This is a genomic window from Pseudoalteromonas sp. BSi20652 (assembly GCF_000239855.1).
Lineage (GTDB): Bacteria > Pseudomonadota > Gammaproteobacteria > Enterobacterales > Alteromonadaceae > Pseudoalteromonas.
Window position 1 is genome coordinate 1 of the sequence record NZ_BADT01000206.1, and the last position, 13,430, is coordinate 13,430.

The 13,430-nt window shown below is 39.2% G+C and carries 12 protein-coding genes and 1 pseudogene; 8 read left to right on the top strand and 5 right to left on the bottom strand.

Going from position 1 to position 13,430, the window contains the following annotated elements; translation table 11 throughout:
• The first annotated feature begins 24 nt into the window (after window positions 1-24).
• The 4 genes from P20652_RS02570 (at window position 25) to P20652_RS19050 (ending at window position 3,519) form a co-directional block, all read left to right on the top strand.
• Window positions 25-1,155 carry a serine hydrolase gene (locus P20652_RS02570; protein WP_008171871.1) on the top strand — a complete coding sequence of 377 codons (1,131 nt, stop codon included), beginning with the start codon at window positions 25-27 and terminating at the stop codon, window positions 1,153-1,155.
• Window positions 1,156-1,394: 239 nt separating this feature from the next.
• A complete protein-coding gene (locus tag P20652_RS02565; RefSeq protein WP_008171872.1) occupies window positions 1,395-1,862 on the top strand; it encodes an OsmC family protein in 468 nt (155 codons plus the stop codon).
• A gap of 298 nt (window positions 1,863-2,160) precedes the next feature.
• Entirely contained in the window at window positions 2,161-3,081 is a 921-nt protein-coding gene (locus tag P20652_RS02560) for an RDD family protein (RefSeq protein ID WP_033017991.1), read from the top strand.
• Window positions 3,082-3,339: 258 nt separating this feature from the next.
• Window positions 3,340-3,519 carry a hypothetical protein gene (locus P20652_RS19050; protein WP_033017993.1) on the top strand — a complete coding sequence of 60 codons (180 nt, stop codon included), beginning with the start codon at window positions 3,340-3,342 and terminating at the stop codon, window positions 3,517-3,519.
• A gap of 231 nt (window positions 3,520-3,750) precedes the next feature.
• Here P20652_RS19050 and P20652_RS02555 read toward each other — a convergent pair whose 3' ends face one another.
• On the bottom strand, window positions 3,751-4,878 hold the full coding sequence (locus P20652_RS02555; protein WP_008171874.1) for a zinc-binding dehydrogenase: 1,128 nt from the start codon (window positions 4,876-4,878) through the stop codon (window positions 3,751-3,753).
• A gap of 372 nt (window positions 4,879-5,250) precedes the next feature.
• Window positions 5,251-5,928 (bottom strand): glutathione S-transferase family protein, encoded by a 678-nt coding sequence (locus tag P20652_RS02550; protein WP_008171876.1) that lies wholly within the window; start codon window positions 5,926-5,928, stop codon window positions 5,251-5,253.
• A 172-nt stretch (window positions 5,929-6,100) separates the two neighbouring features.
• On the opposite strand from P20652_RS02550, the gene P20652_RS02545 reads away from it, so the two are divergent.
• From P20652_RS02545 to P20652_RS02535, 3 genes are all read left to right on the top strand, one after another.
• A complete protein-coding gene (locus P20652_RS02545) occupies window positions 6,101-7,012 on the top strand; it encodes a LysR family transcriptional regulator (protein ID WP_008171878.1) in 912 nt (303 codons plus the stop codon).
• A gap of 236 nt (window positions 7,013-7,248) precedes the next feature.
• The gene (locus P20652_RS02540) at window positions 7,249-7,707 is read left to right on the top strand and encodes a thioredoxin family protein (RefSeq protein WP_008171879.1); all 459 of its coding nucleotides are present in this window, start codon (window positions 7,249-7,251) and stop codon (window positions 7,705-7,707) included.
• A gap of 461 nt (window positions 7,708-8,168) precedes the next feature.
• Entirely contained in the window at window positions 8,169-8,606 is a 438-nt protein-coding gene (locus tag P20652_RS02535) for a hypothetical protein (RefSeq protein WP_139048243.1), read from the top strand.
• Between the two features lie 122 nt (window positions 8,607-8,728).
• Here the strand turns inward: P20652_RS02535 and P20652_RS02530 are convergent, their stop codons facing one another.
• A complete protein-coding gene (locus tag P20652_RS02530) occupies window positions 8,729-9,607 on the bottom strand; it encodes a LysR family transcriptional regulator (protein WP_033017996.1) in 879 nt (292 codons plus the stop codon).
• A gap of 121 nt (window positions 9,608-9,728) precedes the next feature.
• Between P20652_RS02530 and P20652_RS02525 the strand changes: the two genes are divergently transcribed.
• Entirely contained in the window at window positions 9,729-10,811 is a 1,083-nt protein-coding gene (locus P20652_RS02525; RefSeq protein ID WP_008171885.1) for a YeiH family protein, read from the top strand.
• Window positions 10,812-10,936: 125 nt separating this feature from the next.
• Here P20652_RS02525 and P20652_RS02520 read toward each other — a convergent pair whose 3' ends face one another.
• Both P20652_RS02520 and P20652_RS19060 read right to left on the bottom strand, forming a co-directional pair.
• Window positions 10,937-12,256, bottom strand: a complete 1,320-nt coding sequence (locus P20652_RS02520) for a DASH family cryptochrome (protein ID WP_008171887.1) — start codon at window positions 12,254-12,256, stop codon at window positions 10,937-10,939.
• 134 nt (window positions 12,257-12,390) lie between these two features.
• A pseudogene (locus P20652_RS19060) lies at window positions 12,391-13,430 on the bottom strand (DUF885 family protein); the annotation flags it as partial.

Consider the following 13,430-nt stretch of genomic DNA (forward strand, 5'->3'; position numbering starts at 1 on the left):
GCCACCATAAGGAGCACCAACTAAATGCGAAAAGTATTATCATTTCTTACGTTGTTATTTTTTTTCAAATTTTCTAATGCTATAGCAAATGAATATACTTTTTTTGAAAATGTTGATAATGCATTAATTGAAAAGTCATTTTCTGGGAATATTTTTGTTGCTCATGGTCAGCAGATTTTGCACTCAAAATCTTTTGGCTATTCCAACAGAGAAAAGAAAATTAGATTTAGTGAAAATACAATTTTTGATATTGGATCAATAACCAAACAATTTTTGGCTACGTCAATAATGATACTCTCTGAGCAAGGTCGACTATCTGTTGAAGATGAACTAACAAAATACTTTCAAGACGTACCTGAAGATAAGAAAAAGATAAAGTTACACCACCTTTTGACACATACTGCAGGCTTTCCGGCAAATCTTTCGAATCATCAACTTTACGATGTTGTTGACTACAAAAAACTCCCTTCTCTGGCATTCAAGGAAAGGCTGCTATCGATGCCTGGTGAAAAATATCAATATTCAAATATTGGTTATAGTTTATTGGCAAGAGTAGTAGAAAGTGTCACAAATAAAAATTGGGAGCAGCACATCAGCGAAACATTGCTACAGCCTTCACGAATGACTAGTACAGGCTACCGTATTCCTAATTTTAAATCTGAAGTATTGTCTATAAATTATGGCGCTGATCAAAATGCATTTCAACGTCTATTTTCTATTGAAGCTAAAAGTCGCAGTGTAGGTCATTCGTTAAAACACTTATACGATACCCCAGGTGAACGTTGGATGGAGGGGGCTGGTGGTTTTATGTCTACAGTTTCAGATATGCACAATTGGTATCTGGCTTTACGCTCCGGCAAGCTTTTGAGTGAGGAATCATGGAAAATACTGTTTACGCCTTACGTAAAAGAAGGAGAAAGCTCAAGTTATGGTTATGGTTGGGCTATTACTACTGGTGAAAAAGGAAGTCGATTAATAACCCATAATGGCTCCAATGGTTACTCTTTTGCTGATTTTAAGTACTATCCAAACGAGGATTTGCTAGTGTTTGTAGCTACAAATGATATTGACAATTATCCCGAGGAACTAATAAAAAAACTTAACGTAATTGCTATATCAAAAGTGGCTAACAAGTCATTAAAGCAGGACAAATAACAGTTGGTTTTTGCTCCTGCGTCGCTTATTTTAACCAACTGATATTTGCCCATTATTGGGGCGTTGAGGCTGTAGAATTACTCTTTTTTAAGAAAAACAGCTTGTTTTACAGGTTCCAAATGCATTACCTAATGCTTTAAAAACGCTTAGACTTAATTACCGGAACTCGTTTTTAATTGAATTTGGCTGTTGGAGTTAATCTACAGGCTCGTTAGGCTACTTTCATACACGGAGTTCAAATGTCAGAGTATTTTGCCAAAATCAATTGGGTTAGAGATAGCAATGAAAGTTATGTTGATAACAAATATAGCCGAGGACATGAATGGATTTTTGATGGTGGTGTAACCGTTCAAGCCTCTTCTTCACCTCACGTAGTTCCTTTACCTTATTCCGTTGAAGCAAATGTAGATCCAGAAGAAGCATTTGTTGCGTCTCTTTCTAGTTGCCACATGTTGTTCTTCTTATCAATTGCAGCAAAAAGAAGATATGTTGTAGATTCATATGTAGACGATGCTGTAGGTATTATGGAGAAAGATTGCGATGGTAAAATTTCAATGACTAAAGTTACACTTAGACCACATGTTCAGTTTTCGGGTGATAAAAAACCAACGATGGAGCAACTTGAAAAAATGCACCATCAATCGCATGATCAATGTTTTATTGCTAACTCAGTAAAAGCTGAAATTGTTACGGAAATCGTAGCCTAACAAGCTGTTAAACAAGGACAAAAAACAGTTGGTTTTTGCTCCTTCGTCGCTTATTTTAACCAACTATTTTATTGCCTGTTAACAGGGCGTTGAGGCTGTAGAATTACTCTTTTTTAAGAAAAACAGCTTGTTTTACAGGTTCCAAATGCATTACCTAATGCTTTAAAAACGCTTAGACTTAATTACCGGAACTCGTTTTTTAATTGAATTTGGCTGTTGGAGTTATTCTACAGTCTCGTTAGATTACTTTTAAACATTGTAGTAAGGATTAAATTTTGGGAGAAGTACAAAAAAATGGATTTGTGGGTTTTGGAGAAGAATCGGAGCTTTGATTATTGACACTCTGGTTTTAGGTGTCTTGGGATATGTTGTAGGCTTATTCCTTGAAGATACCTTCGTTCAGCTTGGTGGCTGGGGAAGGTTAATTGGTTTTGCTGTATCAATTACATATTTTGGAGTTATGAACAGCTCCTTATCAAATTGTCAAACAATTGGTAAAAAAATACTAAACATCAAAGTTGTAGATTCAACCAATTCAACTATTAGCCTACCTAAGTCCTTTTTAAGGTATAGCTTCCTCGCTGTTCCATTTTCACTGAATGGAGCACAAATAACTAACGAAGCATTGCTTTCATACTTAATGTACCCGTTATCATTTATTATATTTGGTGGCTTACTTTCAATTTCTTACTTATATATTTTTAACCGTGTAACTCGGCAGTCATTACATGATCTTGCGGTAGGAACTTATGTTGTAAATGCAGAGGTTAGTTCTGGAGAGTTACCTTCAGTGTGGAAACCTCACTTAGCTGTAGTTGCAGGTTTATTCATTACAGCAACCCTTATACCTGTATTTACTTCAGACTTAACTCAATCAGAGCCTTTCAAAGGTCTGATAGCAACTCAGAAAGCAATAAACAGCAACGATTCAGTGAAATATGCAGGAGTTACAGAGGGGTCAACTACTTTCACCTCGTCTGATTCAGGCAGCAAAACAACTACATATGTGAATACTCAGGCTTTTCTCTATAAAAATAATGTAGATGATTCCGATACCGCAAAACAATTAGCTCAGACAATAATTAAAACTTATCCAGAGTCACTAAATAAAGACTTGATTCAAGTAACTCTCACATACGGATATGATATTGGTATTGCATCAAAGTGGAATAGTTACAATCACCAGTTTAACCCGCAAGAATTAAAGGGTTCGGAGTAATCGTAATCTAACAAGGGCTTTCAAGTCGGACTCGTAACAGCTTGCTTGGTTCCACTTCGTTTCTCATTTTAGCAAGCTATTACTCGCGGCTTAAAACAGCGTTACCACCGTCCGTGGATGGCACATTAGCGAAGTTTGTAAGGGTAAACTGATCAAATTAACTATATTTCTAAATGTTTAATGTGTTTGAGTGTTTAGCAAAGTACGGGAAGTCTAGTTAGATAAAAATAGTTGTTGAAAATATAAAAGGAATTAAAAATGAAAAACGTAAATCCATGGCTTATATCTGCTCTTATTTTAGCTTTATTAAGTAATGTTTTTAGGATCTGGTTTGGCAACACTATGGTTGGCTTTTTTATTGCACTTATACTTGCTTTAGCGTGTGTACCTTTAATAAATGCATTACAGCGAAAAGTAATATCAAAGGCGCCTAAATGACTTCCACTCCTTGTAAAACTGAACTTAGTAAAAGCCAAACTAAGACATTCAAGTTATTAACATGATCTTCTTAATACCACGCTTTTGTGGGATGATTATCAGTCTGATAGGTCACCTTCACAGAGTTTGTATTGTTTATAAAAGCTCAATATAAATAGCCCCTGTGCTAAACGTAAAAAAGCAGGTACCTAATTAGCACCTGCTTTTTAATTTTTAACGAAGAATATTTAATTAAGCTTGAGGTTTAATTAAGTACTTTTCGCCGGTAGCTTGTTTAGAATAAGTTGCGATTGACTGTAAATGTAATACCTCAGCTAATGACACTTCGTGCGTGTAGTTGCTCGCAAATGTAGTGGTGATTTCATCAGCAACGCGTTTGTGCATTTTCATTACTGTATCTGTGCCTAATTTACCTAAAGCATTAAATAACAAGAACCCGTTTACAGCCCAAGCAAAGCCAAAGTTACGGTTTAATGTAATAGGGCCGCGGTCTAGTGCGCCATAAATGTACACTTGTTTAAATGTATCAGAGCCATAAATTGTGTGCTCTTTCATATCACGCGCAGCTGCAACTTCCATACAGTTAAGAATGTCACTTGTTAGCTGGCCGCCACCAATGGGGTCAAACGCTATAGTTGCACCGGTTTCGATTATTGCAGCTGTTAGGTCAGCAAGAAAAGTGTCGCTGCTTGAGTTAACAATATATTTTGCACCCATATCGCGCAGTAATTTTTCTTGTTCTGGTTTGCGAACAATATTAATTAAATCAACGCCATCGGCAATACAAATACGGTTTAGCATTTGGCCAAGGTTAGAAGCTGCAGCAGCATGAATAATGGCTTTATGGCCTTCAGCGCGCATGGTTTCTACCATTGCAAGTGCGGTAAGTGGGTTAACAAAAGATGATGCACCTTCTTTAGCGGTAGTCCCTTCTTTTAGCTCTAGGCAACTTTGTACATTGGCACATATAAATTGACGATACGTACCGCCGCCAATTACTGCAACGGTTTTACCCATTAATGCTTGTGCGGCTGGTGATGCTCCTGCTGCTACTACGGTGCCTGCACCTTCATTACCTACGGGTGTTGCTTTTCCAACACGGGTTTTAAGTGATGCCATAAATTGAGCTGGAACATCGGCAGTAATTACTGGGTCTTCATCAGTACCTGATTGCTTTGCAGTAGACATATCAGCTGCGCTGAATAAAACGCCTAAGTCTGATGGGTTTAATGGTGCAGCCTCAATGCGAATAACCACTTCATCGGCATTTGGCTTTGGCATATCGATGTTTTTTAAGGCAAGTGTTAGTTTATTGTCTTCGCTGATAGTTGAAGTAAGTTGGATATTTTTATCTGTCATAGGTGTCCCGTGCAAAGAATTAAGTTTGTTAAGCCAATAACATTATTGTATTGGCGATACTGTATTAGGGCGTGTTGACCTTTGCGGATTGAAATTTGTTCAATCCAAGGAAGATTAAATCGCGGCGCGAGGTTTGTAACCAAGTGGGCTAAGTAAAAACCTAGTAACAAAGAGTTTATCGTTCCTAGAAAGAACCCAACGGGCAGCGCATGTTTGGCATTTATGCTGCGTTATCGCCTATTTATGGGGAATAACCACACATCATAGGCTCTGCCTTGCCTAAAAACCAAACATACTGCTGCAAATTAACCCACCAAAGATCAACACGCCCTAGTAATTAAAATTTAGAATAGATACTTTTATAGCTACGCGTTATTTAGCGTTTACCACTTGAATTTGCGCTTTCACTTTTTGCATAAATTCAGCCATATTTGATTGCCGATCGGCCTCTATGCTTTGGGCAATGGCTAATTGGCTCATTGATTCGTTCCACTCTTTCATGCCGGGTACTTGTGCAAGTACATCCCAATCAAGCTGGCTTGAGCCAAAGGCGCTAACTATGGTGTTTACGTAATAAACGTAAATGTCTGCCATTGTAAATTGCTCGCCTGCAATCCAAGGTGAAAACTTACACACGCTACTCAAAGCGGTTACGCCACGCGTTAATACTTGGCGTACTTCGGCTTTAGTTGTGTCGGTTACTTCAGCGCCTGAAAATACATAAGGGATGAACCGTCTGCTTGGCAGTTCAAAATAAAGCTCTGCCATTTTCATAATTTGACGTACAACTGCGCGCTCACCTGCATCTTCAGGGTATAGCGGGGTTTGTGGGTACGACTCTTCTATAAAGTCGCAAATAACACTCGACTCTGAAATATTAAGGCCATTAGCTGTTGTGATTGCAGGCACTTTACCTGCAGGGCTGATTGCTAATAACTCTTCACTACCGCCGTAAACAAGGTGTTCTTTAAATGGCAGTTGTTTGTGTAAAAGTACATGTTTAACTAGGTTGTAATAGTTGCTAGCAGCAAAACCGTGCAAAGTAATCATAAGTCAGCTTTCCATTATTAACGTGAAGATACTTATTGCCAAAATGCAATTTAAGTCCCTGTCTTTGGGTTGAGTACATTATTACTTGTTTTAATTTGCTTATATATAGGGGAAAATGCGAATCACTTTTGTCTTTAAGACAATAAAGCATTTTATTTAATGGAGAGGCGACTTGGATCAACTAAAAGCCATACGGTATTTTATTAAGGTGGTTGAAACGGGCAGTTTTACCAAAGCCGCAAAAGCATTTGATGTGCCGCCTTCGTCGTTGTCACGGCGAGTTGCTGATTTAGAAAAAAGCCTAGGTGCGACGCTTTTAAAGCGCTCGACCCGCATAGTTAAATTGACCGAAGTTGGGCAAATTTACTATAACGATGTTCAGCAAATATTAAATCAGCTAGAGCAAAGCCACGAAACTGTACGCAGTTATCAAACAACACCCATGGGGCGATTATGTATAAGCTCAATGGTGAGTTTTGGTGACAAAATATTACTGCCATTGCTTGATGAATTTAGCGCGCTATACCCCGAAATTATATTAGATGTTAGCTTAAGTGATGAGCTGTCGACACTCGGGCGTGACGATGTTGATATTGCTATTCGTGGTGGTTATGCGCCAAATGAGCGCGTGCTAGCAATAAAACTAATGGATAACGGCTTTATTCCTGTCGCGTCACCCTGCTATTTACAAAAATACGGTGTGCCCACTAATGTTATGGAATTAAAGGGCCACAGTGGCCTTTATTTTAAAACGCCAGCGGGGCCAACGCCTTGGTTATGTAAAGTAGATGAGCAATGGCACGACGTTTCTGGGCCTGCGGTCGCTATTTCAAATAACGGATCGTGGCTGGCTAAAAAAGCATGTAATGGTGAGGGCATTTTAATGTCAACTCGATGGGCGCTCGACTCATACCTTGAGTCTGGCCAGTTGCAAGAACTTAAGTTTGAGCATGAATTAGCGATAAGCCAAAATGCGACTATGGCGGTTTATTTGTTGTATCAAAAGCAGCGCTATTTAGTACCAAAGGTAAAAGCGGCAGTCGACTTTTTAGTACAAAGAATAAAAGAGACGAATGATAACTAGTGCATGTTTAGAGCAATGAAAATAAGACGAGTTTAAAAATCAAGCCGTCATTCTCATAATTAGTGGCTTAGATAAGCTTGCTAAAAATAAAGACATAAGGCAAAAATATTTAATCAACTTATCGCAAGGTAACTTTTTATGGATAAAAAGTAGCGCCCTAGAGTTGTTCACTCCACGCTCAATTTTGGGTATAGTCATTAAACGCCTCATTCAATAACTAATTTAAGAGCAACCTTATGTTTAAACAATTAATTTTACTATGTGCGTTAAGCATGCCGCTAATAAGCTGTGCTGCTGATGTACCGTTTTCAGGCGGAATTACCACTGATGTACTGCTAAGCGACTACGATAAGTTTAACGAGCAATACAAAGCGTTTACGCCAACAGCACAAGACATTGCGTTAATGCAAAAGCTAGAAGGCAAAGAGCTTATTGTATTATTTGGAACGTGGTGCCACGACAGTGAGCGCGAAGTGCCAAAACTCATTAAGTTACTTGATGCGTCGAAAGTACAACTTGCAAGCATTGAATATGTGGCCGTAGGTTACAACAAGCAAGACGATGCAGGCATTGCAAAGGCTCACGACTTACAATACACACCTACGTTTATTGTTAAACAAAATGGTAAAGAGTTAGTACGTGTAATTGAGAAGCCAACGGGTACGTTAGCGCAAGACTTAACTCAGGGTTTGTAAGGTCTATTCTTATGTTATGGCAATTCAATTAAAAGGATGTATAAAGCTTGGCTTTCTTTGATTTGTTGCTAATTATAGCCTGTCATTTAACGTCAATTAGGTAAGCGTTATGTGAGCATCAACCCGCGATTTTATTTATAATTAATATGGATATTTATGAAGTGCAAAAAGTGTAAATCAGGAATTACCTCCCCAATAGTTAAAACGACAAATATTAACGGGACTCCAATCGCGTCATCATCTTGCCCGGTGTGCGGTGAAAATTTAGATGGTTCAAAAAGATATTTGGTTTTATTAATTATTTTACTTATCGGCATTGGTGTAGCATCAAGGTATTTTTCTTAACCCTGGTTATATTACCCACACATGTGAATGAGCAAGACTTTGGTTTTGATTATTAGTCTTTTATTTTATCCGACTGATTTAGTCTTTTACTTAAAGTTATGTGACCTATGAAATTAATGCGAACTGAAAAAGCTCAATTGTGGTTTATGATAAATGCCAACAAATTGTATGTAGCTGCAGCTGTTTTTGGTGCTATTTTTGTCTTGATTTTGGGAGATGCTTCTCAATGGAAATACGAGGAAGATAAAAATCACTTCAGCGCCTTTTTTTCATCTATTGATAGCCGAATTAGTTTTGTAAGGCATGGTTATTCAGGTACCAGTTTAAGAGTTGTTTTGAATTTTGATGCCGAAGGGCTCACTCTGGATGAAATCAAAAATATAACTCCAAAATATAAAAATTTGATTCTTGAGCGCATTTGCAATGATTTAGAGAGTGTGAAAGTTTTAGAAGGCGGCTACTATTTTGATGTGGATTTAAGGGATACCAGTTCTGAACACATGTTTAAAAATTATTTTAATTTAATAGTGAAGTATGAAAGGTGTATCACGTAACACAAGTGAGTTTTAACTTAGCTAATAGGCATTAGAAAGACTAAAGGCTTAAATTTTGACTTCATATATTAAACTTTATCTACATTTGCTACTGGTGCCTCACTACTTACAGATTGTGAGCATTATTCACTAAACAGGCTTTTTTCGAATGCTTGCGCAGCATGTGAAGACGGCCTGTCTTTATAATGTAGTTGATACAGTGGCCGAGAGAGTTGCTCGTTATTTTTTTGGCTCAAGCGTGTTAATTTACCTAGCTGCACTAAATCCTCTGTGACTACATTAGGCAATAAAGCGACCCCCATACCTTGAGCGACGGCTCTTGCTATGGCCTCGTTGCTGCCCAATTGCATACTGCGCTCTTCTATTACGCCATGTTGGGCTAATAACTTTACCGACATTTCTAAAGTGCCCGAGCCCGGCTCGCGCAGTAGCCAAAACTGTTTGTTTAACCATGCTTTTAAGTCTTTCGTGGGCTTAAAGTTACTGGGTATAACGATACTCATTAAATCGTTTTGCCAGTGCTTACTTATAATATGCGGCTCGGTAGGTGTACCTTCAACCAGTGCTAAATCTATAGTGCATTCTAGTAGGGCGAGCTCAATTTGCGCGGTATTGGCAACTTGTACTTCTACTTTTATATGTGGGTGCTGCGCGCAAAACTTAGCTAAATAAGCTGGTAACCAATAGCTGGCAATGGTTGTACTAGTGCCTATAACGAGCGTGCCACGCTTAAGGCCTGTACGCGATTTAATATCTTCAATGGCTGCCTTTTCAATGGCAAAAATGCTACGTGCATGATCATACAAGGCTTGGCCGCCCTCGCTTAAGGTAAGTTTTTTGCCTTTAGATGCACGCTCTATAAGTTGAATATTTAATTGATGCTCAAGCTCTTTTAGCGCTTTAGATACAGCCGGCTGGCTTATAAAAAGCGCCTCAGCTGCGCCTGAAAAACTACCAAGCTTTGCTACCGTATAAAACACCCGAAGTGCATGCAAGTTCATTGCGCCTCTCAAATTGCATAACCTTAAGTTATCAAATCATGATTTTAATGTATTGGAGTTATATTTTGCGCTTTCTTAAAATGAAGTCAATTAATTACGATGACTTTATTAAGGGATGACTATGCTTAGTGCAATTAAAGATATGCCACAGCTTTTTAGTATTAATACTAAGCAATACGGCGATACGCGCTGGTGGTTGGGTATGCTGCTGGTGGTTGTTTTGGCGGGTGTTGCTGTTGCCCTGAGTAAGTTGCCGGTAATACAAAGTGCCCAGTTTAGTTCTTTAACTATTGGTATTGTGCTTGGCATTATTGTGGGTAACAGTGTGTTTTCGCGCATTGCTACGCAAACCGATGTAGGTGTTGATTACGCTAAAAGTATTTTACTCAAAACGGGTATTATTTTATTTGGTTTTAGAATTACCTTTGCGCAAGTAGCAGGCGTTGGCTGGCATGGCTTACTAACCGACATTGTTATGCTCAGCGGTACGTTTATATTAGCAATACAGCTTGGTAAGCGCGTATTTAAGCTTGATGAACAAACAACCATATTAATTGGCGCGGGTAGCTCTATTTGTGGTGCAGCAGCGGTTATGGCAACCGAGCCGGTTATAAAAGCGCAGGCGCATAAAGTATCGGTAGCGGTGGCAACGGTGGTGGTGTTTGGCACGTTAAGTATGTTTGCCTACCCAATTATGTTTGAGTACATGGGGCTAAGTGAACACGCATATGGTATTTTTGTAGGCTCAACCATTCATGAAGTAGCCCAAGTGGTTGCAGCGGGCACAGCTGTAAGCGCCAATGCTGCTGACACGGCAGTGATTGAAAAAATGCTACGCGTGATGATGCTTGCGCCATTTTTAGTCGCTTTATCGTTTTGGCAAAGTAAAAAAAGAGCAAAGGCAGGTAATACTATAAGTAATGAGGATAATAAATCAGGTATTAGCATCCCTTGGTTTGCGGTGTTATTTATTGTGGCAAGTGGTATACATTCACTCTCTATTATTCCTCAAGTGGCTACAAGCGCAGTTGTTTGGTTTGATAATATATTACTCACTATTGCGATGGTAGCTTTGGGCTTACGCACACATGTAGGGGCAATTCGCCAAGCGGGTATTAAACCGCTGTTACTGGCGCTGTGCTTATTTTTGTTTTTAACGTTAGGCGGTTACGTTATTAATATAGGCATTGCTGAGCTGTTTTAAATTCTGGTTAAGAGATTTAAAAACGCTATAAATAATAACGATATTTAAGCTTGTTTCTCTTTAGCTAAAAATAGCTGCTTGAGATAGATTTATTATCCAGAACTCAGGTTAACTAAATTGGCGGCTTAAATTGGCCAATCAACTTCGTTTACATTATCCAGCTGCGTACTGGAATTTTTATTGCCTTGCCATTTATTAGTGTAAACAGCGTGCGGGTCAAACTGTAACGTTTGTTTTTCAATATTGAAGTGCCTACCACCACGCGGATCTACGCCTACACCTGCTATATATTGCCAATTACCCCAATTAGCGGCTACATCGTAATCAATCAGTTGTTGTTCAAAATAAGCAGCACCATAGCGCCAATCAAGACCAAGTTCGTTCACTAAACAACTTGCTGCAACTTGCCTTGCTCTATTTGATATATAACCGGTCGCATTAAGCTCATTCATAATGGCATTGACTAATGGATAAGGTGTTGAGCCATTACACCAGGCAGCAAATCGGTTTGGCATAAATGTCGTAAGGGGTTTTGTTTGCTTTTGGCCTTTAAAGCTAAACAGGCTGTTGCCTGCTTTAAGTGCATGCCATTTAAAATACTCTCGCCACAGCAGCTCAAACTTAATCCAGTAAGTAGACTCGTTTGTTATTTGACTATGTTCGTACTGTTCAACGGCTTTATAAACTTGCCGCGCACTTACACAGCCAAAAGCAAGCCAGGTACTAAATTTTGTGGTGTTATTAAAACCATCAAGCTCGTTTCGAGTTGTTTTATAAGTACTTGGTAGCAAGCCTGAAAAGTATTGCTTTAAATGTGTTTGCGCACTTTTAAACCCGCCATGCATTATTGCGTTGTTATAATTAGTATGCTCATTAAGCTCAATTGGGTTTGCAGCACATAATGTTATAGGCTGAGGAAGTAAACCTTTGGGCAAGGTTGAGATTGTTATGGGTATGTTTACCGCCTCTACTTTTTTTCTAAATGGGGTAAAGCTTTTAGGTAGCTCGTTTAAATCAAAAGGGAGGTCGCTTTGTTTAAATAGAGTGTCTTGTTGAGTTGTTTTAAATATGACATGTGGGCAATGTGCTTTTAGTCGCGCGAGTTGTCGCTGCTCATAGGTTCCAACGAGTTCACTGCACACCACTTCATCAATGTGTTGCTCAGCTATGCGCTGCTTTAAAACACTAACCGGTTCGCCCTCAAGTACGTGCAGTGTTTGCCCACGTTCAATAAGCGCTTGTTGTAGTGCATACAAGCTTTGCATTAAAAACTGTTGTTTATGCACGCCATATGGCTTTTGTTGGTAGTTATTATTTTTAAACCAGTGTGGGTTTATTACAAATACAATATCGAGCGCACACTGCTCAGTAGCAAGTTCGCTTAAAATAGGGTTGTCGTCTATTCGTAAATCGTTTTGTAGCCAATATAAAATGCGTTTGCTCATAGGTTTGCTCTGGTTTTTGTAATCATTAAGTTTACGAAGCAAAAGCGGGTAGGGATTAATGGTTAGGTATTTTAATTAGCTCGACGGTTTACTTAACTAATAAAGGCGGCTGAGTAAGCCGCCTCTATTAAAATTTAAATAACTGATTTTTGCTCTGCAATCCAATCGTTTATTACGTCTTCAAGTACTGCCATAGGGAGCGAGCCTTGGCCAATAACGGTGTCGTGAAAGCTGCGTATATCAAATTGTGCGCCTAGTTCTTTTTCAGCTTTTGCGCGCAGTTCGCGTATTTTTAGCTCCCCCATTTTGTACGAAAGCGCTTGGCCTGGCCATGATATATAACGATCTATTTGATCCTCCACCGCACTTTGTGGCAAAGCAGTGTGATCTGCCAAGTAGTCAATTGCCTTTTGGCGGCTCCAACCAAAGGCATGAATACCGGTATCAACAACAAGCCTCACTGCACGCCACATTTCGTAGCCTAAACGACCAAAGTCGCTGTACGGGCTTTGATAAAAGCCGGCTTCTTTACCTAAGCGCTCTGTGTATAGTGCCCAACCTTCGCCAAATGCTGAGTGGCTAAGTGTGCGTCTAAATTCGGGTACATCTAACTCCATTGCAATGGCGTTTTGTAAATGGTGCCCTGGTATTGCCTCGTGAAGGCTAAGTGCTTCTAAATTATATAATGGCTGTAGTTTAGGTGTTGAGGCTAAAAAGTAAGTGCCAGGGGAGCGGTTATCAGCAGGTGGCATATAAAACGCGCCGCGACTCGCTGAGCCTTTTATTGTAAAGGTGTTACGCGGTAAATGATTAAAGTAGGTGGGTAACTTTCCATACATTTTTTGCGTAATAAAGGCTGTTTTTTCTAGCAGGTCTTGCGCGTCTTTTGCGTAAAATTGCTCATCGGTCGCTAAAAATTCTAGAAAATCACTGTATGTGCCATCAAAACCTACTTCATCAATAATGTTTTGCATTTGCGTTTTTATACGCGCGACTTCTTTAAGGCCTAGTTCGTGTATTTGCTTTGGTGTGGCGTTTGTTGTGGTGTAGTAATTAACTGTGTATTTGTAATACTCAAGCCCGCCTTTAACGCTTGCAATACCCGGCTGCGCTCTACAGTTAGACATGTAATCGTTTTCAAAAAAGTACGTAAAAATAGCTGATAAGCCGGGAC